The 16,766-nt window shown below is 66.6% G+C and carries 17 protein-coding genes and 1 riboswitch; of the genes, 9 read left to right on the plus strand and 8 right to left on the minus strand.

Translation table 11 applies throughout. The annotated features are described in order from the left end of the window. Window positions 1-10 precede the first annotated feature (10 nt). The 4 genes from A5651_RS16530 to A5651_RS16545 are packed head-to-tail and all read left to right on the plus strand — an operon-like array spanning window position 11 to window position 1,945. Window positions 11-421, plus strand: coding sequence for a roadblock/LC7 domain-containing protein (locus A5651_RS16530; protein WP_066983030.1), 411 nt, complete (start codon window positions 11-13; stop codon window positions 419-421). A 7-nt stretch (window positions 422-428) separates the two neighbouring features. Continuing rightward, window positions 429-803 carry a DUF742 domain-containing protein gene (locus A5651_RS16535; RefSeq protein WP_066982965.1) on the plus strand — a complete coding sequence of 125 codons (375 nt, stop codon included), beginning with the start codon at window positions 429-431 and terminating at the stop codon, window positions 801-803. Continuing rightward, entirely contained in the window at window positions 784-1,377 is a 594-nt protein-coding gene (locus A5651_RS16540; protein WP_066982968.1) for an ATP/GTP-binding protein, read from the plus strand. Before A5651_RS16535 ends, A5651_RS16540 begins: the two co-directional genes overlap by 20 nt. A gap of 4 nt (window positions 1,378-1,381) precedes the next feature. Next, window positions 1,382-1,945 (plus strand): pentapeptide repeat-containing protein, encoded by a 564-nt coding sequence (locus tag A5651_RS16545; protein WP_066982971.1) that lies wholly within the window; start codon window positions 1,382-1,384, stop codon window positions 1,943-1,945. A gap of 13 nt (window positions 1,946-1,958) precedes the next feature. Here A5651_RS16545 and A5651_RS16550 read toward each other — a convergent pair whose 3' ends face one another. The 3 genes from A5651_RS16550 to A5651_RS16560 form a co-directional block, all read right to left on the minus strand. Continuing rightward, window positions 1,959-2,261 (minus strand): DUF732 domain-containing protein, encoded by a 303-nt coding sequence (locus A5651_RS16550; protein WP_066982974.1) that lies wholly within the window; start codon window positions 2,259-2,261, stop codon window positions 1,959-1,961. A gap of 101 nt (window positions 2,262-2,362) precedes the next feature. Continuing rightward, on the minus strand, window positions 2,363-4,999 hold the full coding sequence (locus A5651_RS16555) for an FHA domain-containing protein (protein WP_066982978.1): 2,637 nt from the start codon (window positions 4,997-4,999) through the stop codon (window positions 2,363-2,365). Between the two features lie 59 nt (window positions 5,000-5,058). Next, the gene (locus A5651_RS16560) at window positions 5,059-6,276 is read right to left on the minus strand and encodes an NADH:flavin oxidoreductase (RefSeq protein ID WP_156662995.1); all 1,218 of its coding nucleotides are present in this window, start codon (window positions 6,274-6,276) and stop codon (window positions 5,059-5,061) included. An 82-nt stretch (window positions 6,277-6,358) separates the two neighbouring features. Here A5651_RS16560 and A5651_RS16565 point away from each other — a divergent pair, with 82 nt between their 5' ends. After that, window positions 6,359-7,210, plus strand: a complete 852-nt coding sequence (locus A5651_RS16565; RefSeq protein ID WP_197496643.1) for a bifunctional methylenetetrahydrofolate dehydrogenase/methenyltetrahydrofolate cyclohydrolase — start codon at window positions 6,359-6,361, stop codon at window positions 7,208-7,210. Continuing rightward, the gene (locus A5651_RS16570; RefSeq protein ID WP_066982986.1) at window positions 7,207-7,500 is read left to right on the plus strand and encodes a DUF3017 domain-containing protein; all 294 of its coding nucleotides are present in this window, start codon (window positions 7,207-7,209) and stop codon (window positions 7,498-7,500) included. The genes A5651_RS16565 and A5651_RS16570 overlap by 4 nt, the downstream gene beginning before the upstream one ends. A gap of 52 nt (window positions 7,501-7,552) precedes the next feature. On the opposite strand, the gene A5651_RS16575 is transcribed toward A5651_RS16570, so the two are convergent. Both A5651_RS16575 and A5651_RS16580 read right to left on the minus strand, forming a co-directional pair. After that, window positions 7,553-8,188, minus strand: coding sequence for a zeta toxin family protein (locus A5651_RS16575; protein WP_066982989.1), 636 nt, complete (start codon window positions 8,186-8,188; stop codon window positions 7,553-7,555). 8 nt (window positions 8,189-8,196) lie between these two features. Then, window positions 8,197-8,550 carry a type II toxin-antitoxin system prevent-host-death family antitoxin gene (locus A5651_RS16580; RefSeq protein ID WP_066982992.1) on the minus strand — a complete coding sequence of 118 codons (354 nt, stop codon included), beginning with the start codon at window positions 8,548-8,550 and terminating at the stop codon, window positions 8,197-8,199. A gap of 112 nt (window positions 8,551-8,662) precedes the next feature. Between A5651_RS16580 and A5651_RS16585 the strand changes: the two genes are divergently transcribed. Together A5651_RS16585 and A5651_RS16590 are read left to right on the plus strand one after the other, a co-directional pair. Next, window positions 8,663-9,310: a TetR family transcriptional regulator gene (locus A5651_RS16585; protein ID WP_066982993.1), complete on the plus strand. Its 648-nt coding sequence runs from the start codon at window positions 8,663-8,665 to the stop codon at window positions 9,308-9,310. Next, window positions 9,291-10,817: an FAD-dependent monooxygenase gene (locus A5651_RS16590; protein ID WP_082943811.1), complete on the plus strand. Its 1,527-nt coding sequence runs from the start codon at window positions 9,291-9,293 to the stop codon at window positions 10,815-10,817. Before A5651_RS16585 ends, A5651_RS16590 begins: the two co-directional genes overlap by 20 nt. Before the next feature lie 6 nt (window positions 10,818-10,823). On the opposite strand, the gene A5651_RS16595 is transcribed toward A5651_RS16590, so the two are convergent. Genes A5651_RS16595 through A5651_RS16605 form a run of 3 tightly spaced genes read right to left on the minus strand, consistent with a single transcriptional unit; the run spans window position 10,824 to window position 14,063 of the window. Further along, window positions 10,824-11,558, minus strand: coding sequence for a class I SAM-dependent methyltransferase (locus tag A5651_RS16595; RefSeq protein ID WP_066982996.1), 735 nt, complete (start codon window positions 11,556-11,558; stop codon window positions 10,824-10,826). Then, a complete protein-coding gene (locus A5651_RS16600) occupies window positions 11,555-12,676 on the minus strand; it encodes a homoserine O-acetyltransferase (RefSeq protein ID WP_066982999.1) in 1,122 nt (373 codons plus the stop codon). The genes A5651_RS16595 and A5651_RS16600 overlap by 4 nt, the downstream gene beginning before the upstream one ends. 10 nt (window positions 12,677-12,686) lie before the next feature. Further along, on the minus strand, window positions 12,687-14,063 hold the full coding sequence (locus tag A5651_RS16605; protein WP_066983002.1) for a bifunctional o-acetylhomoserine/o-acetylserine sulfhydrylase: 1,377 nt from the start codon (window positions 14,061-14,063) through the stop codon (window positions 12,687-12,689). A 42-nt stretch (window positions 14,064-14,105) separates the two neighbouring features. Further along, a riboswitch (SAM riboswitch) is annotated at window positions 14,106-14,223 on the minus strand. Window positions 14,224-14,395: 172 nt separating this feature from the next. On the opposite strand from A5651_RS16605, the gene A5651_RS16610 reads away from it, so the two are divergent. Next, on the plus strand, window positions 14,396-16,648 hold the full coding sequence (locus tag A5651_RS16610; protein WP_066983036.1) for an NADP-dependent isocitrate dehydrogenase: 2,253 nt from the start codon (window positions 14,396-14,398) through the stop codon (window positions 16,646-16,648). The last annotated feature ends 118 nt before the right edge of the window (window positions 16,649-16,766 follow it).

Below are 16,766 nucleotides of genomic sequence, written 5' to 3' on the forward strand. Positions count from 1 at the left end.
CCGGGATTCGATGAAGCCACGTTCGACGCAGCGCGAGTCGCTCGACTGGCTGGTCTCGAAGTTCGCCCGTGAAGTAGCCGGGGTCACGCATGCGGTTCTGGTGTCTGCCGACGGTCTTTTGATGGCCGCCAGTGAACACATGCCGATCGAGCGTGCCGACCAACTCGCGGCAGTGGCGTCTGGACTTGCCAGCCTGTCGACGGGTGCCTCGCAGCTCTTCAACGGCGGCTACGTGCTGCAGTCCGTCGTCGAGATGGAAAACGGTTACCTGCTGCTGATGCGGGTCGGCGACGGCTCCAACCTCGCCACGCTGGCGACGACAGGGTGCGACATCGGTCAGATCGGCTACGAGATGACGATGCTCGTCGAACGCGTCGGCGCTGTCATCCAGTCGTCACGACGAGCCGCTTCGCACTCGTGAGTGGGACATGGACGAACTCGAGCCTTCCGCCTCCGACGACCTGCCGAGCCTGGTACGGCCGTACACGCTGACCGCGGGGCGGACGAACTCGCGCATCAGCCTGCCGCTCGAGGCGCCGATCGAGGCCGTGCTGTCCGACAAGCCGCACCGGTGGCCGGGAACCGATGTGAGAGCACAGATTTGCGCGATGTGCGCCGAAAGCCCGTCGGTCGCCGAGATCTCCGCGCGACTATCATTACCAGTCGGCGTCGCGCGAGTGTTGATCGGCGACTTGGTGTCGGCGGGTCATCTGCGGGTGCGTACCACCTTGAGTGACCAGTCGAGCGTCGACGAACGACGTGAACTGATAGGAAGGACCCTCCGTGGCTTACGCGCACTATGAGGGTCATCAGTTCGAGGGTCATAAGGCGTCGACCAAGATCGTCATCTCGGGCGGTTTCGGTGCCGGCAAGACCACCTTCGTCGGCTCGGTCTCCGAGATCATGCCGCTGCGCACCGAGGCGCTGGTGACGAACGCCTCGGCCGGCCTCGACGGGTTGGAGGCCACGCCCGACAAGCGGACCACCACGGTGGCGATGGACTTCGGCCGCATCACCCTCGATGAGGACCTCGTGCTCTATCTCTTCGGCACGCCGGGGCAGCGGCGCTTCTGGTTCATGTGGGACGACCTGGTCCGCGGCGCGATCGGTGCCATCATCCTCGTCGACGTCCGCCGTCTCCAGGACAGCTTCGCAGCGGTGGACTTCTTCGAGGCCCGCAAGATGCCATTCCTGATCGCGATCAACGAATTCGACGGTGCTCCACGACATCCGCCGCACGAGGTGCGCAAGGCGCTGACCCTGCCCGACGGCATTCCGATCATCACGGTCGATGCTCGGGACCGACAGTCTTCGACGGACGCGCTCATCGCCGTCGCCGAGTACGCACTGAACGTGCTGCCGTCGGTGTCCGGTTGATCGCGTGGCACAAGCCGAAACAGTCTGGACAGAAAAGGAATTCGTCGATCACGACTTCCGCGACGATGATCTGAGCCGGCTGCGCACCGAGCGAGTTGTGTTCACCGAGTGCGACTTCAGCGGTGTCGACATGGGTGAGTCCGTCCATATCGGATCGGCCTTCCGGAACTGCATCTTCCGTCGGACGACGCTGTGGCACAGCACGTTTCGTCATTGCAGTTTGCTGGGCTCGGTGTTCATCGAATGCCGTCTGCGGCCGATGGCGTTCGTCGAGGTCGACTTCACGCTGGCGGTCCTCGGCGATTGCGACCTGCGCGGCGTGGACCTATCGGACTGCAGGCTCAGCGAAACCGGGCTGGTGAAGGCCGATTTGCGTAAGGCGGTGTTACGCGGTGCCGACCTGCGGGGTGCGCGCACACAGGACACCCGAATGGACGAGGCCGACCTACGCGGCGCCCGCGTCGACCCGACGCTGTGGACCACCGCGTCCCTGCGCGGTGCGCGCATCGATATCGGGCAGGCGCTGGCCTTCGCCGCCGCGCAGGGGCTCGACGTGCACGGCGAGTGACGGGCTCAGCCGGTCAGCCCGGCGCCTGCGTGCAGAAGTTGGCGCGGGCGGCACGCACCACCACCGCCGCCTGATCGGGGCTCGCGCCGTACTGGGTCGCGGTCCCGTCGATGGTGCCCTGGGTGCCCGAGCCGGTATAGAGCAACCGGCACGCTCCGCGTCCCGCCATCAGCAGCGTGTCATCGTCGGCGGACCAGGCGCCGCGGACGGCTCCCAGGTAGTTGTGGTCCTCGGAGTTGAGGGGGATCGCCCATGCCGATGCGGGGGCCGCAGCGGATGCCAGCAATGCTGTGGCCGCAGCTGCACCGGCGATCAAGCGAACACTTTGTCTGCGAGTTGACGTAGCTGTCCATCTTCCTGTGGCGTACACCCCGCACGGGGCGGTCAGATGTTTGCCGACAGCACGGCGCAGCACATCTAGCCGGCTTTGAGGCGGATCTTCCAGCGCACCAAGGTCAGGTAGCCGATGCAGATGCACCCGAGCATGGCCATGTTGAACCACCAGGTGCCGGGTTCGTGTCTCCAGTGCGAGTCCTGCGGTGTCAGCGGTCCCGGTACCAGCCTGATGAGGTCGATCGTCGACGCGGTGAGCGCGAATCCCCACCGCGCCGGCGTGAACCAGGAGAGCTGGTCGAGCACGATGCGGCCGGTCACCGGAATCATGCCGCCCTGGAACACCAGCTGCGACATGATCGCCACCACCAGCAGCGGCATGATCTGCTCATTCGACTTGGCCAGTGCCGACAGCGCCAAACCGACCATCGCGGCGGCCACGCAACAGGCCGCGACGTCGACAAACAGCTCGAGGGTCCGGTTGGGGATCACCGCGCCGCTGGTCACCGCGCCCGGGCCCCATTTCTTACCCCACACGTTGATGGCGACGACGATCGCCGACTGGATGATGGCGAAGATGGCGAAGACGATCACCTTGGCGAGCAGGTACGCCGTCGTCGAGAGGCCCACGGCCTGCTCGCGCAGGAAGATGGCGCGTTCGCCGATCAGCGCGCGGATCGTCAGGGCGGTGCCCATGAAGATGGCGCCGACATTGAGCAGCACCAGGATCTGGCCCGGCTCGTTGGGCGCCTCACCGCCCTTGATGGCGGGCACCGGCACGCCGAACCCGACGTCACCGGGCACCGACAGCGACAGCACGCCCATGATGAACGGCAGGAATGCCAGGAAGACGAAGTAGCCGCGGTCGGAGACGATCAGCCTCATCTGCCGTCGCGCGATCGTCGAGAACTGTCTTCGCAAGCTGGTGCGGGTCGGGTTGCCCAGATCGGCGGGTGACTGCGCCGCGGGCGGTGGGGGCGGCGGCCCGTGCTGGGCGAGGTATCGCTGGTGTGCCGCATCGGGGTCGCGGGCGACGGTGCTGAAGATGTCGGCCCAGTTCGTGGTCCCCATCGAGGCGCCGATCTGGCTCGGTGGACCGTAGAACGCGGTCTTGCCGCCGGGCGCCAGCAGGAGCACCTGATCGCACACGTCGAGGTAGGACAGCGAGTGGGTGACCACCAGCACCACGCGGCCCGCGTCGGCGAGCTGGCGCAACATCGTCATGACCTGGCGGTCCAGCGCGGGATCCAGACCCGACGTCGGCTCGTCGAGCAGTAGCAGCGACGGGCCGGTCAACAGCTCCATGGCGACCGACGCGCGCTTGCGCTGGCCGCCGGACAGCTTGTCGACGCGGGTCTCGCGGTGCTGCGTCATCTCGAGTTCCTCGAGCACGTTGGCGACGACGCGGGCGCGGTCTTCCTTCGTGGTGTCGGGGGGCAGCCGCAGTTCGGCGGCGTACATCAGTGCCTGGTTCACGGTCAGCTGGCCGTGCACGACGTCGTCCTGCGGCACCATGCCGATCCGGGAACGCAGCGATGCGTACTCGGCATGGATGTCGTGGCCTTCGAACGACACCGTGCCGCTGGTGGGATGGGTGTAGCCCGCGACCAACCGCGCGAAGGTCGACTTGCCCGCGCCCGACGGCCCAATGACCGCGGTCAGGGTGCCGGGCCGCGCCGAAATCGAGATGTTGTTCAGGAGCGTCTTGTTGCCCTCGATGGTCCAGGTGACGCCGTGCACCTCGAGACCGCCGGTGCCGGTGGCGGCGCTGGTCTCGGTGCGACGGGACAGAGTGCCGCCGCTGAACACCAGGTCAATGTTGCCGATGGTGACGGTGTCACCCTCGTGCAGGACGGCGCTGTCGACGCGGGCGCCGTTGACGAACGTGCCGTTGATGCTGCGGTTGTCGCGGATCTCTGCGCTGCCGTCGGGGTTGGGCACCAGGGTGGCGTGGTGACGCGACGCCAGCACGTCGGGGATGACGATGTCGTTGTCGGTGTTGCGGCCGATCTTGATCGACCCGGGGGGCGCCTCGGCCGGGCGGCTCGGCCGGAGGATCTTCAGCATGCTCGTCGCGAGGTTGCCCTCGGTCGAGCGCGGCGCGGCGGCGGGTCCGATGGCCGTCACCGACTCCAGCGCCGGCTGGGACAGCGCGGGCTGGGCCGCTTGTTGCGACGCATAGGTAGCCGCAGGCGGGCGGGTCGGCTGCGACGGCGGCCCGGCGTAGTTGGGCTGCGGGGCACTGGGGTAGCGCGGCTGCTGGGTCGAGGGGTAGCCCTGCTGGGGACCGGACGGGTAGGCCGGCGGCCGGGAGATCGGCGGCTGCTGCGTCGGCGGTCCCTGCGGGGCGGACCGTGTTCCGCCCGGACGGGCGATCGGAATCGCCGACGTCGGCGGTCGGCCCGTGGCTTGCTGCCTGCCCACCTCGAACGTCAGCTCGGGGCCATCCGGGTTGCCGATGTTGACGTGCTGGCCGTCGCGGACGTCGACGGTCGGCACCCGGCGTCCGTTGACGAACATGCCGTTGAGGCTGCCGTTGTCGATCGCGATCCACCGGCCCTGGTCAAAACGCAGCACCAGATGTGCGCGGGAGATCAAGGGGTGGGCGATGCGGACGTCGGCACGCAGATCGCGGCCAATGACGACATCGCTTCCGGCGGCGAAGGTCCGCGCTGACCCGTCGTACCGAACGGTCAGCGCAGGCGTGGCGGGTCGGCTCATCGCGACCAACTCTATAGGTATTGGATTGTTCTGCGGCGACTGTTAGGGGTGCTTGCCGGTCATCCCGGCGATCCGGTCACCACGCAGTGGGTGTGGCTGTAGATCGTGGGCATGCACTGGTTGCAATGAGTGCACACCGACCGGACAGAGCCCGGACTCTCTTCGTCCTTGATGCGGTTGATCAGATCGGGTTCAGCCAGCAGCGCGCGGCCCATGGCGACGAAGTCGAAACCCTCGGCCATCGCCAGGTCCATCGTCTCGCGATTGGTGATGCCGCCGAGCAAGATCAGCGGCAGCTTGAGCTCGGCACGGAACTGCTTGGCCTCGCGCAGCAAGAACGCCTCGCGGTAAGGGTATTCACGCAGGAACTTCTTGCCGGTCATCCGGATACCCCACCGGATTGGCGGTTTGAACGCGCCCGCGAACTCCTTGACCGGCGCGTCGCCGCGGAACAAGTACATCGGGTTGACCAGCGAGCTGCCCGCGGTGAGCTCGATCGCGTCCAGGCAGCCGTCCTCCTCGAGCCACTTCGCGGTCTGCAGCGACTCCTCGAGCGAGATGCCGCCGCGCACACCGTCGCTCATGTTGAGCTTCGCGGTCACCGCGATGGGGTTGCCTTCTTTTTCCACCGCCTGGCGCACCGCCCGCACTACACCCCGCGCGACTTTGGCGCGGTTCTCCAGCGAGCCGCCGAACTCGTCGGTGCGCCGGTTGAGCAGCGGGCTGAGGAACGAACTCGCGAGATAGTTGTGACCCAAGTGGATTTCGACGGCGTCGAAGCCGGATTCGATGGCGTAGCGCGCGGCATCGGCGTGTGCCGCGGTGACGTCTCGGATGTCGTCGATGGTGGCCTTCTTGGCGAACCGCATGGACAGCGGGTTGAAGAACCGCACCGGTGCCAGCGCCTTGGCCTTGTTGGTGCGCGCATTGGCGACGGGTCCGGCGTGCCCGATCTGGGCGCTGATCGCCGCGCCCTCGGCGTGGATCGTTTCGGTCAGCCGCTTCAGCCCGGGCACCGCATCGGGGCGCATCCAGATCTGCCAGCCGTCGGTGCGTCCGCCCGGCGAGACGGCGCAGTAGGCGACCGTGGTCATGCCGACGCCGCCGGCGGCGGGCAGGCGGTGGTAGGTGATCAGATCGTCGGTGACGAGGGCGTTGGGAGTGGACGCCTCGAAGGTGGCTGCCTTGATGATGCGGTTGCGCAGCGTCACCGGGCCGAGCTTGGCGGGGGCGAACACATTGGGCTGAGCTTGTCGCTCTTCACCCGAGAGGCTCATCGCCGAGTCCATACACCTGAGCCTGCCACAGCGCATGCCAGACTGGGATGACAGGGCGAGCGAAGCGACGGGAGAGTCTTGCGTGGGTGCGATCACTTTGGACGGCAAGGCCACGCGCGACGAGATTTTCGTCGACCTCAAGGAGCGGGTAGCCAAGTTGACCGCCGCCGGGCGCACACCGGGTCTCGGCACGGTGCTGGTCGGCGACGATCCCGGATCGCAGGCCTACGTTCGCGGCAAGCATTCCGACTGCGCCAAGGTCGGCATCAACTCGATCCGGCGTGACCTACCCGCTGACATCAGCCAAGCCACTCTCGACGAGACCATCGATGAGCTGAACGCCAACCCGGAGTGCACCGGCTACATCGTGCAGCTGCCGCTGCCCAAACATCTCAACGAGAACGCCGCGCTGGAGCGCCTGGATCCGGGCAAGGACGCTGACGGCCTGCACCCGATGAACCTGGGACGGTTGGTGCTCAACGAGCCGGCGCCACTGCCGTGCACCCCGCGCGGCATCGTGCACCTGCTGCGCCGCTACGAGGTGGAGATCGCGGGCGTTCAGGTCGTGGTGATCGGCAGGGGAGTGACGGTCGGCAGGCCGCTCGGGCTGCTGCTCACCCGTCGCTCGGAGAACGCCACGGTGACGTTGTGCCACACCGCCACTCGGCACCTTCCGCAGCTGACCCGCGAGGCCGACATCATTATCGCCGCCGCTGGTGTGTCGCACATGGTGACCGCCGAGATGGTGCGTCCCGGCGCGGCCGTCGTCGATGTCGGTGTCAGCCGCGACGAGAACGGCAAGCTGGTCGGTGACGTGGCGCCCGACGTCTGGGAGGTGGCAGGCCACGTCTCGCCCAACCCCGGCGGTGTCGGACCGTTGACGCGGGCATTTCTACTGACCAACGTCGTCGAGTTGGCCGAACGCGCCCCATGACCCCTCGCGAGTTGGCCCGCAAGGTGTTCGGCGGCCAGTGGCCCATCCTGCTGGTGGGTGTCTTCTTCGTGGCCGCGTTCATTCTGGTGATCGCCGGTTACTGGCGCCGCGGCGCGCTGGTGATCGGCATCGGTGTCGCGGCCGCGGCGGCGCTGCGGATCGCGTTGACCGACGAACGGGCGGGTCTACTTGCGGTGCGCAGCAAGGGCATTGACTTCGTCACCACGGCCACGGTCAGCGCCACCGTGCTCTACATCGCCTGGACCATCGACCCGTTGGGCACCAGCTAGCCCGTGCCCTTTCTTTTGCGCCGAAACTCACGTACGGGCGGAAATGTGCGAGTCAGCTCATTTTCAGGGCGGCGGCGACGATCGGCTTGGCCCACTGCGGTGTCACAGACAGGTCAGACGGCCCGAGGATGTCGCCGCGGGCGAAGTGCAGCACCAGCGTCGGCTCCGGGGTTTCGCCCGCGGCGGGATCGGCGTGGCCGGAGTTGTCATAGACGCGCAACTCGGTCAGCGCCGGCAGCAGCTGGATGAGGTTCTGCCTGCTGTGCCGCCAGCGACGGCGGATGGTGCCCTCCGGAATGTCGTGTCCACCTTGCCTTACCCGCTGCGCGACGCGAGCGATGTGGTCCTCGGGGCTGGCCAGCCCGACGTACCAGATGCGCACCTCGGTGCCCTGGGCGGCCGCGTCCCCGAGCAGCCGCGCCATCGTTGACCCGCCCAGCGTCGTCTCGAAAGCGAAGTCGAGGCGTTCGCGAATCGCCTTGTCCAACAACCGCTTTCCCTGTCGCCATGCCGCGGCGTTGGCCTTGATCTGGTCGAGGCCGGGATTGGCGGCGATCACCGCCTTCGCGGCTTCGTCGGGGTCGAAGTAGGTGGCACCTGCCGCACGTAACATCGCACCGCCGACGCTGCTCTTGCCTGCACCGTTGACGCCTGCGAGCACGTAGATCCGCGGCGGTTTACGGGCCATCCGGGCGGTCAGCGACGCGTGGCGCGCGCGGCCTCAACCGCGGCGCGGCCCAGCTCCTTCGGCGTGGCGTCGAAGGCGGAGGCCATCGCCGACTTCGAGGCGGGGGTCTGCATGCCCACCAGAAGCTGGTCGAACTCGTCGGTCAGCTCGTCGAGCGCCGGCGCGGCGGACTTGGTCAGCGCCTCGAACTCGGCATACGACAACAGCACCGCCTTTGGCGTGTTGTGCTTGGTGATCGCCACCGCGCCGCCGAGTGCGGCCTGCTCGAAGATCGCGCCGAACTCGTTCTTGAATCTGGTGGCAGCCACGGTCGGCACGTCGACCAGTTCGCCGTCGCGGTTGCGGAACGTCAGTGATGCCATACGAGCCAGTCTAGGCGTTTCGGCTGAACTCGACGATATAGCCATAATGGCCGATATATTCTTGCATGCTAGGCAAACTTGCCTACCATGCATGTTTTGATACGGTGGTTCGATGACCGGACTGCGGGAACGCAAAAAGCTCGACACCCGACGGGCGCTCAGCGACGCCGCACTGAAGCTGGCGTTCGAGGGCGGGCTCGAACGCGTGACGCGGGAGTCGATCGCCGAGCTCGCGGGCGTTTCGCTGCGCACGTTCAACAACTACTTCTCCGGGAAGTACGAAGCCCTGGCCTACCGCCAGACCGAACGGTTGCGCCGCAGCATCGACGTGCTGCGGAAGCGCCCGGCCGACGAACCGCTGTGGACGTCAATCGCCGCCGCGGTTCTCGCGCCGCTCGAGGAGGACTTCAGCGAAGCCGACAGCGAGGAGAACAAGATCCCCAGCCGCGCAGAGCTGGGTGAGATCCGAAAGCTCTTGATGCGCCCGGAAATCCGTGACGCCGCGAATAAGGAGCTGTTCGACGAATGGCTCGAGGTGATCGCTGTACGCACGGGTACCGACCCGGAGCACGACCTCTATCCGCGACTGGTGACCGCCGTCGTGCGTGCCGTCGGCGACGCTGCCACCGAGACCTACGTCAGGGCGGATCCGCCGGTGCCGATCACGACGCTGATCCGGTCGGGTTTCGCCCAGGTGGCGGCCGGGCTCCCCGAGCCGGAGACATCGAGAGGGATAACCCGTGACCGGCGAAACCGCTGACGTCGTCATCTCCGGAGCAGGCCCCAACGGTCTGATGCTGGCGTGTGAGCTGGCACTGGCGGGGGTGCGGCCCGTCGTCGTGGATAAGCTGCCCGCTCCCAGCGACGAACCCAAGGCCAATGGACTTGTCGGACAGGTGATTCGGCAGCTCGACATGCGCGGCCTCTACCACGCGTTCGGCGGGGACGAGGGCCCGCCCCAGCCTGCCCATGGCTGGATGTTCGCCGGTATCGGACTGAGTTTTCTCGATCTTGACGACAACCCGATGTATGCGCTCTTGTTGCCGCAGCCGCGGCTGGTCCGGCTGCTGGAAAAGCGGGCCCGCGATCTCGGTGTGGACATCCGGTGGGGCCACGAATTGACGGACTTACGCGCGTCCGACGATGGCGTGGCGTTGAGCGTCACGACCGCCGATGGGTCCTATCGCTTGGACGCTGGCTACCTCGTCGGGGCCGACGGCGGCCGCAGTCACGTACGCAAGGGCGTCGGCATCGGCTTCCCGGGGTACACGTCGCCGGTCGTCAGCCGGATCGCGCACGTGTATCTGCCCGACGACCTTCTGGTGCCCGGCCGTGGTTACGACATTCCCGGGTTCGGGCTATTGCCGTTCGGCCACAGTAGGTTTGGCAGCGGCGCCATCGTCGTCTTCCCGCTCGAGCCGGACCGGCCGATGCTGGGCACGATCGAATACGGCTGGACCCTCGGCAGCGCCCAAGGGCCGGTGACCCTCGATGAGCTGCGTGAGAGTCTCCGCCGCATCATCGGAGTGGACGTACCGCTCGAGGCGCCCAAGAAGCAGGGTCCGCACGCCCTGCGTCGTCTCGAGGGCATCAACTCTCGGCAGGCCGAACGGTACCGCGTCGGGCGCGTATTACTGCTCGGCGATGCCGCACATGTGCATTCGCCGATGGGCGGGCCAGGGTTGAATCTCGGCATGCAGGACGCGGTGAACCTCGGCTGGAAGCTCGCGGCGGTGGTGACTGGCCGGGCTTGCGACGATCTGCTCGATACGTATGAGTCCGAGCGCTTTCCGGTCGGTAAGCGAGTCATGATGCACTCACAGGCGCAGCTCGCGCTCGCCGCCCCCGGGCCTGAGGTGGAGGCACTGCGCGAACTGTTCGAGGAGTTGACGCGGCAGCCCGCAGTGACGAATCACCTTGCGGGCCTGCTGGCCGGTTCGGACGTTCGCTACGACGTAGGGGACGACCATCCGTGGTCCGGGCTGATGGTGCCCGACATCAGCCTCGACGACGGCCGTCGCGTCGTCGACCTGCTCCACGACGCGCGGCCCGTGTTGCTTGACCTCTGCGGCGGTGGGGCCAGGGCAGCCGCCGCGGCCTGGGCCGACACCGTGGAGTCGGTGACGGGCACCAGCAGCGACGCTCCCGCGGCGATATTGATTCGGCCCGATGGCTATGTCGCCTGGGCCGCAGAGCAATTCGACGCCGACGACGCCGCACGGTTGCGTACCGCGTTGGCGCGATGGTTCGGTGCTCAGTCGACCTAGCGCGCGTCAGGTGGAAAGTGTGGCGCGGATGCTGACCGTGACATACGGCAGCGCCAGGCCGGTGGTGTTGGCCAGTGCGGGGTGGGTGGCCAACAGCTCGCGCACCCGCTCGAGCGTCTGCTTGCGGACGTCTGCCGGCGAGGTGATGCAGTAACTCCGTGAGGCGACGAGGTCGATGAGCGCCTGCGGGGTTAGGTAGCACGTCCACTCGAACTGATGACGGTGCACATCGGTGAACGGCTCGGGAAGCGTCACCTTCTGGCTGAACGGGTCGTCTTCGTGGCCGATGATCCGGCCCAGGTCCTTGACCCAGCCCATCCGCTCGTCCCGGGTGTTCCACACCAGCCCTAGCCGTCCGCCCGGCCGCAGCACCCGTGCGACTTCTTTGACCGCGCGCTCCGGATCGAACCAGTGCCATGCCTGCGCGACGAGCACCGCGTCGACGCTGTCGTCGGGCAGCGGGATCTCTTCTGCCGTGCCGAGCAGCGCTGGCGTGTCGGGCAGTGAATTGCTCAGCAGCTCAAGCATTTCCGGGATCGGATCCACTGCGACGACATCGAGCCCCCGCTCCACCAGCCGCGTCGTCAGCTTTCCCGTGCCCGCCCCGAGGTCGAGCACATCCTTGGCGGCCGGTGGTAACAGCCAATCGATGGCCTCCGGCGGATACGAGGGTCGGCCACGTTCATATGCCGCGGCCTCCGCACCGAAGGAGAGCGACCGCTGGTGTGCCTGTTGGGTCACTTCGAAGCCAGCTCCAATGTCTCGCGGATCAGAACACCGACCGCCTCGGTCTCGACGAGGAACCCGTCGTGGCCGTAGATCGAGTCGACAACCTTCAACTCCGCACAACCCGGAAGCAGCTCGGCTAATTCCTCCTGCAGCCGAAGCGGGTAAAGCCGGTCGGAGGTGATACCGCCGACGATGACCGGCACGGGACAGCTGCTCAGCGCCGCCTGGATGCCGCCGCGTCCGCGTCCGACGTCATGGCTGGACAGCGACTCGGTGAGCGCGACATAGGTGCCCGCGTCGAACCGGTTCACCAGCTTGTGGCCCTGATACTCCAGGTAGCTCTGCACCGCGTAGCGGCCCCCGGTCACCGGATCCTCATCGCCCTGGCCGGCATTGCCGAAGCGCTCGTCGAGTTCGACCTCGCTGCGGTAGGTCAGGTGGGCGAACCTGCGCGCGATCTCCATTCCGACATCGGGTGCGCGGCCCGTGTCGTAGTAGTCGCCGCCCTGCCAGTTCGGGTCCGATTTGATCGCGGCGACCTGGCTGCATTGAGTACCGATCTGGTCAGCGGTCGCACGCGCGCCCACCGCGAGCACCAACGCCGCGCGCACGTTGTCTGGGTAGGCGATCATCCACTCCAGCGCCCGCGCGCCGCCCATCGACCCGCCGACGACGGCGGCGACCTCGGTGATGCCCAGCGCCGCGAGCGCGGCGACGTCGGCCTCCACCTGATCGCGGATGGTCACCCGCGGAAACCGTGAGCCCCACGGCTTTCCGTCGCGGGCAAGCGAACTGGGCCCGGTCGACCCGCGGCAGCCGCCCAGCACGTTGGTGGCCACCGCGCACCACCGGTCGGTGTCGATCGGCGCGCCGGGCCCCGCGACGCCGTCCCACCAACCCGGGGTCGGATGCCGCGGTCCTGCGGGGCCGGTGATGTGCGAGTCGCCGGTCAGCGCATGCAGCACGACCACGACGTTGTCGCGGTTGGGCGACAGCTCCCCCCACCGCTGCACGGCGATCGACACATCGTCGATGACGGCGCCGCTCTCCAGCGTCAGCGACCCGATGTCGACGATCGCGACCTCGCCCTCGGCAGGCAGCGTGTCAGTGTGCACGTCAAAGATTGTCACTGGTCGCTTTCTAGAACGCCGAGACTGTCGCCGGATCGGTATCAGCGGCCGCATGGAACGGTTTGGCCGCGGCGAACCCCCGCTCGAGGTCGGCGATGATGTCGTCGATCCCCTCGATGCCGACTGCCAGCCGCACCAGGCCCGGCGTCACGCCCGTCGCCAGCTGCTCCTCGGGGGTGAGCTGCGAGTGGGTGGTCGACGCCGGGTGGATGACCAGCGACCGTACGTCGCCGATGTTGGCCACATGGCTGTGCAGCCGCAGCGCGTTGACGAACGCCTTGCCCGCATCGATGCCGCCGGCCAGCTCGAAGGCCAGCACCGCGCCGGTGCCCTTGGGGGCGAGCTTTTTGCCCAGCTCGTACCACGGCGAAGTAGGCAGGCCCGCATAGTTCACCGAGATCACGTCGGGGTGGCCGTCGAGGAACTCGGCGACCCGCTGCGCGTTGGCGACATGGCGCTCGACGCGCAGGCTGAGTGTCTCCAGACCCTGCGCGACGAGGAAGGCGTTGAACGGCGACGCAGCAGAGCCCATGTCGCGCAACAACTGCACGCGCGCCTTGAGGGCGTACGCCGGTGGCCCCAGCTCGGCGAAGACCACGCCGTGGTAGCTGGGGTCTGGGGTGGTGAAGCCGGGGAACTTGGCTCCGCCCGATGGCGCCGACCCTTCGGCTCCCACGGTCCAGTCGAAGGTGCCTGCGTCGACGATCACGCCGGCGATCGCGGCGCCGTGCCCGCCGAGGTACTTGGTGGCCGAATGCACGACGATGTCGGCGCCGTGGCTGATCGGCTGGATCAGATACGGGGTCGCGACGGTGTTGTCGACGATCAGCGGCACCCCAGCCTCGTGCGCAACCGCGGCGACGTTGGGGATGTCGAGGATGTCGTTCTGGGGGTTGGAGATCGTCTCGCCGAAGAACGCCTTGGTGTTCGGCTGCACGGTCGCACGCCACGAGTCCAGGTCGTCGGGATTCTCTACGAAGCTGACATCGATGCCCAGCTTGGGCAGCGTGTAGTGGAACAGGTTGTAGGTGCCGCCGTAGAGCCGCGGGCTGGACACGATGTGGTCGCCGGTGTTGGCGAGGTTGAGGATCGCGAACGTCTCGGCGGCCTGACCCGACGCGACGAAGAGTGCCGCGACACCGCCCTCGAGTGCGGCGATACGCTGCTCGACGACGTCTTGGGTCGGGTTCATGATCCGGGTGTAGATGTTGCCGGGCTCGGCCAGACCGAACAGCGCGGCCGCGTGCTCGGTGCTGTTGAACGTGTACGACGTCGTCTGGTAGATCGGCAGCGCCCGCGCGTTGGTGGCGGAGTCGGGTGTCTGCCCGGCGTGGACCTGTTTGGTCTCGAACGACCAATTAGCCGTGGGATCTTCTGGCGTGCTCATACGAAACGGACCTCCATCTGTCTCTGGGGGTCCGTGCCGGCGGACCCGCGCTTGCCGTGTAGCCGCGTGGCTACTCAACCTGGTCATCACCCGGGGCACCCCACCGCGGTTGGAGGGTTGCCGGCCAGCAAGCCGGGGCTTGACGCTGGCGCTCATGACCGACCGAAATGGTATCGCACGGCAGGTCATGGCTGCCACCAGGTTGATCACGACGGGAGATTCCGCTGGCGTTTGGCCGGGTAGGGCATGGGGCAACTGTCCCCATGTTGGGCACGCGTAGGTTCATTACCGACGCGATACTGATAGCCGACACCGACGCCGGGAGAGACGACATGAGCGACGAGAAGCCCACGATCATCTACACGCTGACCGATGAGGCGCCGCTGCTGGCGACATACGCCTTTCTGCCGATCATCAGGACCTTTACCGAGCCCGCCGGAATCAACATCGAGACCAGCGACATCTCAGTGGCGGCGCGCATCCTGGCGGAGTTCTCCGACCGGCTGAGTGAAGAGCAGCGGGTGCCGAACAATCTCGGCCGCCTGGGTGAGCTGACGCAGGATCCCGCGACCAACATCATCAAGCTGCCCAACATCAGCGCCTCGGTGCCGCAGTTGCTGGCGGCCATCAAGGAGCTCAAATCCAAGGGCTACGACCTGCCGGACTACCCGGGTGAGCCGAAGAACGACGAAGAAGCCGAAATCAAGGAGCGCTACGCGAAGGTTCTCGGTAGCGCGGTGAACCCCGTTCTGCGCGAGGGCAATTCGGACCGTCGCGCGCCCAGGGCCGTGAAGGAGTACGCACGCAAGCATCCACACAGCATGGGTGAGTGGAGCCAGGCGTCGCGCACCCACGTGGCCACCATGAAGAAAGGCGACTTCTACCACGGCGAGAAGTCGATGACGCTCGACAAGGCGCGCAAGGTCAAGATGGTGCTCGAGACGAAGAGCGGTGAAAACCGGGTGCTCAAGCCCGAAGTCGCGCTCGACGAGGGCGACATCATCGACTCGATGTTCATGAGCAAGAAGGCTTTGTGTGAATTCTTCGAAGAGCAGATCGAGGACGCCTACAAGACCGGCGTGATGTTCTCGCTGCACGTGAAGGCCACGATGATGAAGGTGAGCCATCCGATTGTCTTCGGCCACGCGGTGAAGGTGTTCTACAAAGATGCCTTCGCCAAGCACCAGAAGGTGCTGGACGAGCTAGGCGTCAACGTCAACAACGGCATGAGCGACCTCTACGACAAGATCGAGTCGCTGCCCGCCTCGCAGCGCGAGGAGATCATCCAGGACATCCACGCCGTTCACGAGAATCGGCCCGAGCTGGCAATGGTCGACTCGGCGCGCGGCATCACCAACTTTCACTCGCCCAGCGACGTGATCGTCGACGCATCGATGCCGGCGATGATCCGTCTCGGCGGCAAGATGTACGGCGCCGACGGCCGCACGAAGGACACCAAGGCGGTGAACCCGGAGTCGACGTTCTCCCGGATCTATCAGGAGATGGTCAACTTCTGTAAGACCCACGGGCAGTTCGATCCGACGACGATGGGCACCGTTCCGAACGTCGGCCTGATGGCGCAGAAGGCAGAGGAGTACGGGTCCCACGACAAGACGTTCGAGATTCCCGAAGACGGGACCGCCAACATCGTCGACGTCGACACCGGCGAGGTGCTGCTGACTCAGAACGTCGAGACCGGCGACATCTGGCGGATGCCCGTGGTCAAGGACGCCGCGATCCGCGACTGGGTGAAGCTGGCCGTCACGCGGGCGCGCGCCTCGGGCATGACGGCGCTGTTCTGGCTCGACACCGAACGACCGCACGAGGTCGAGCTGCGCAAGAAGGTCAAGGAGTATCTGAAGGACCACGACACCGAGGGCCTTCAGATTCAGATCATGCCGCAGGTGTGGGCGATGCGGTACACGCTCGAACGGCTGATCCGCGGCCAGGACACCATCGCCGTCACGGGCAACATCCTGCGCGACTACCTGACCGACCTGTTCCCGATCCTGGAGTTGGGCACCAGCGCGAAGATGCTCTCGATCGTGCCTTTGATGGCCGGCGGCGGCATGTATGAGACGGGTGCGGGCGGATCAGCGCCCAAGCACGTCAACCAGTTGGTCGAGGAGAACCACCTGCGCTGGGATTCGCTCGGCGAATTCCTTGCTCTCGGTGCGTGTTTCGAGGATGTGGGCCGCAAGACCGACAACAAGCGGGCAGCCCTGCTGGGCAAGACGCTCGACTCCGCGATCGGACGGCTGCTGGAGAACGACAAGAGCCCGTCGCGCAAGACCGGCGAGCTGGACAACCGCGGCAGCCAGTTCTATCTCGCGATGTACTGGGCGCAGGAGCTCGCCGAGCAGAGCGAGGACTCCGAACTGGCCGACCACTTCGCCGATCTGGCCAAGAAGCTTGCTGACAACGAAGAGACGATCGTGTCGGAACTCGCTGAGGTACAGGGTGATTCGGTCGACATCGGCGGTTATTACTACCCGGACCCCGAGAAGACCACCGCGGTGATGCGGCCGAGCAAGACCCTCAACGAGACGCTGGAGAGTGTGACGAGTCAGCCCGTCACGAGCTAGCCCATCTACCCGGCCTGCGGGTGGGCGTACTGATCGACGAAGTCGGTGATTACGTCGGCGATGCGTTGGGGCGCTTCGTACATCGGCACATGCCCGACGCCGTCGAGCTTGGTCACCT

This window comes from Mycobacterium sp. 1274761.0 (genome assembly GCF_001668615.1).
Taxonomy (GTDB): domain Bacteria; phylum Actinomycetota; class Actinomycetes; order Mycobacteriales; family Mycobacteriaceae; genus Mycobacterium.

Excerpts from the sequence above, each read along its gene's own strand:
- A5651_RS16530 (WP_066983030.1), top strand. The coding sequence starts at position 11 with ATGAAGCCACGTTCGACGCAGCGCGAGTCGCTCGACTGGCTGGTCTCG.
- A5651_RS16535 (WP_066982965.1), top strand. The coding sequence starts at position 429 with ATGGACGAACTCGAGCCTTCCGCCTCCGACGACCTGCCGAGCCTGGTA.
- A5651_RS16555 (WP_066982978.1), bottom strand. The coding sequence starts at position 4,999 with ATGAGCCGACCCGCCACGCCTGCGCTGACCGTTCGGTACGACGGGTCA.
- A5651_RS16560 (WP_156662995.1), bottom strand. The coding sequence starts at position 6,276 with ATGAGCCTCTCGGGTGAAGAGCGACAAGCTCAGCCCAATGTGTTCGCC.
- A5651_RS16570 (WP_066982986.1), top strand. The coding sequence starts at position 7,207 with ATGACCCCTCGCGAGTTGGCCCGCAAGGTGTTCGGCGGCCAGTGGCCC.
- A5651_RS16575 (WP_066982989.1), bottom strand. The coding sequence starts at position 8,188 with ATGGCCCGTAAACCGCCGCGGATCTACGTGCTCGCAGGCGTCAACGGT.
- A5651_RS16580 (WP_066982992.1), bottom strand. The coding sequence starts at position 8,550 with ATGGCATCACTGACGTTCCGCAACCGCGACGGCGAACTGGTCGACGTG.
- A5651_RS16585 (WP_066982993.1), top strand. The coding sequence starts at position 8,663 with ATGACCGGACTGCGGGAACGCAAAAAGCTCGACACCCGACGGGCGCTC.
- A5651_RS16605 (WP_066983002.1), bottom strand. The coding sequence starts at position 14,063 with ATGAGCACGCCAGAAGATCCCACGGCTAATTGGTCGTTCGAGACCAAA.
- A5651_RS16610 (WP_066983036.1), top strand. The coding sequence starts at position 14,396 with ATGAGCGACGAGAAGCCCACGATCATCTACACGCTGACCGATGAGGCG.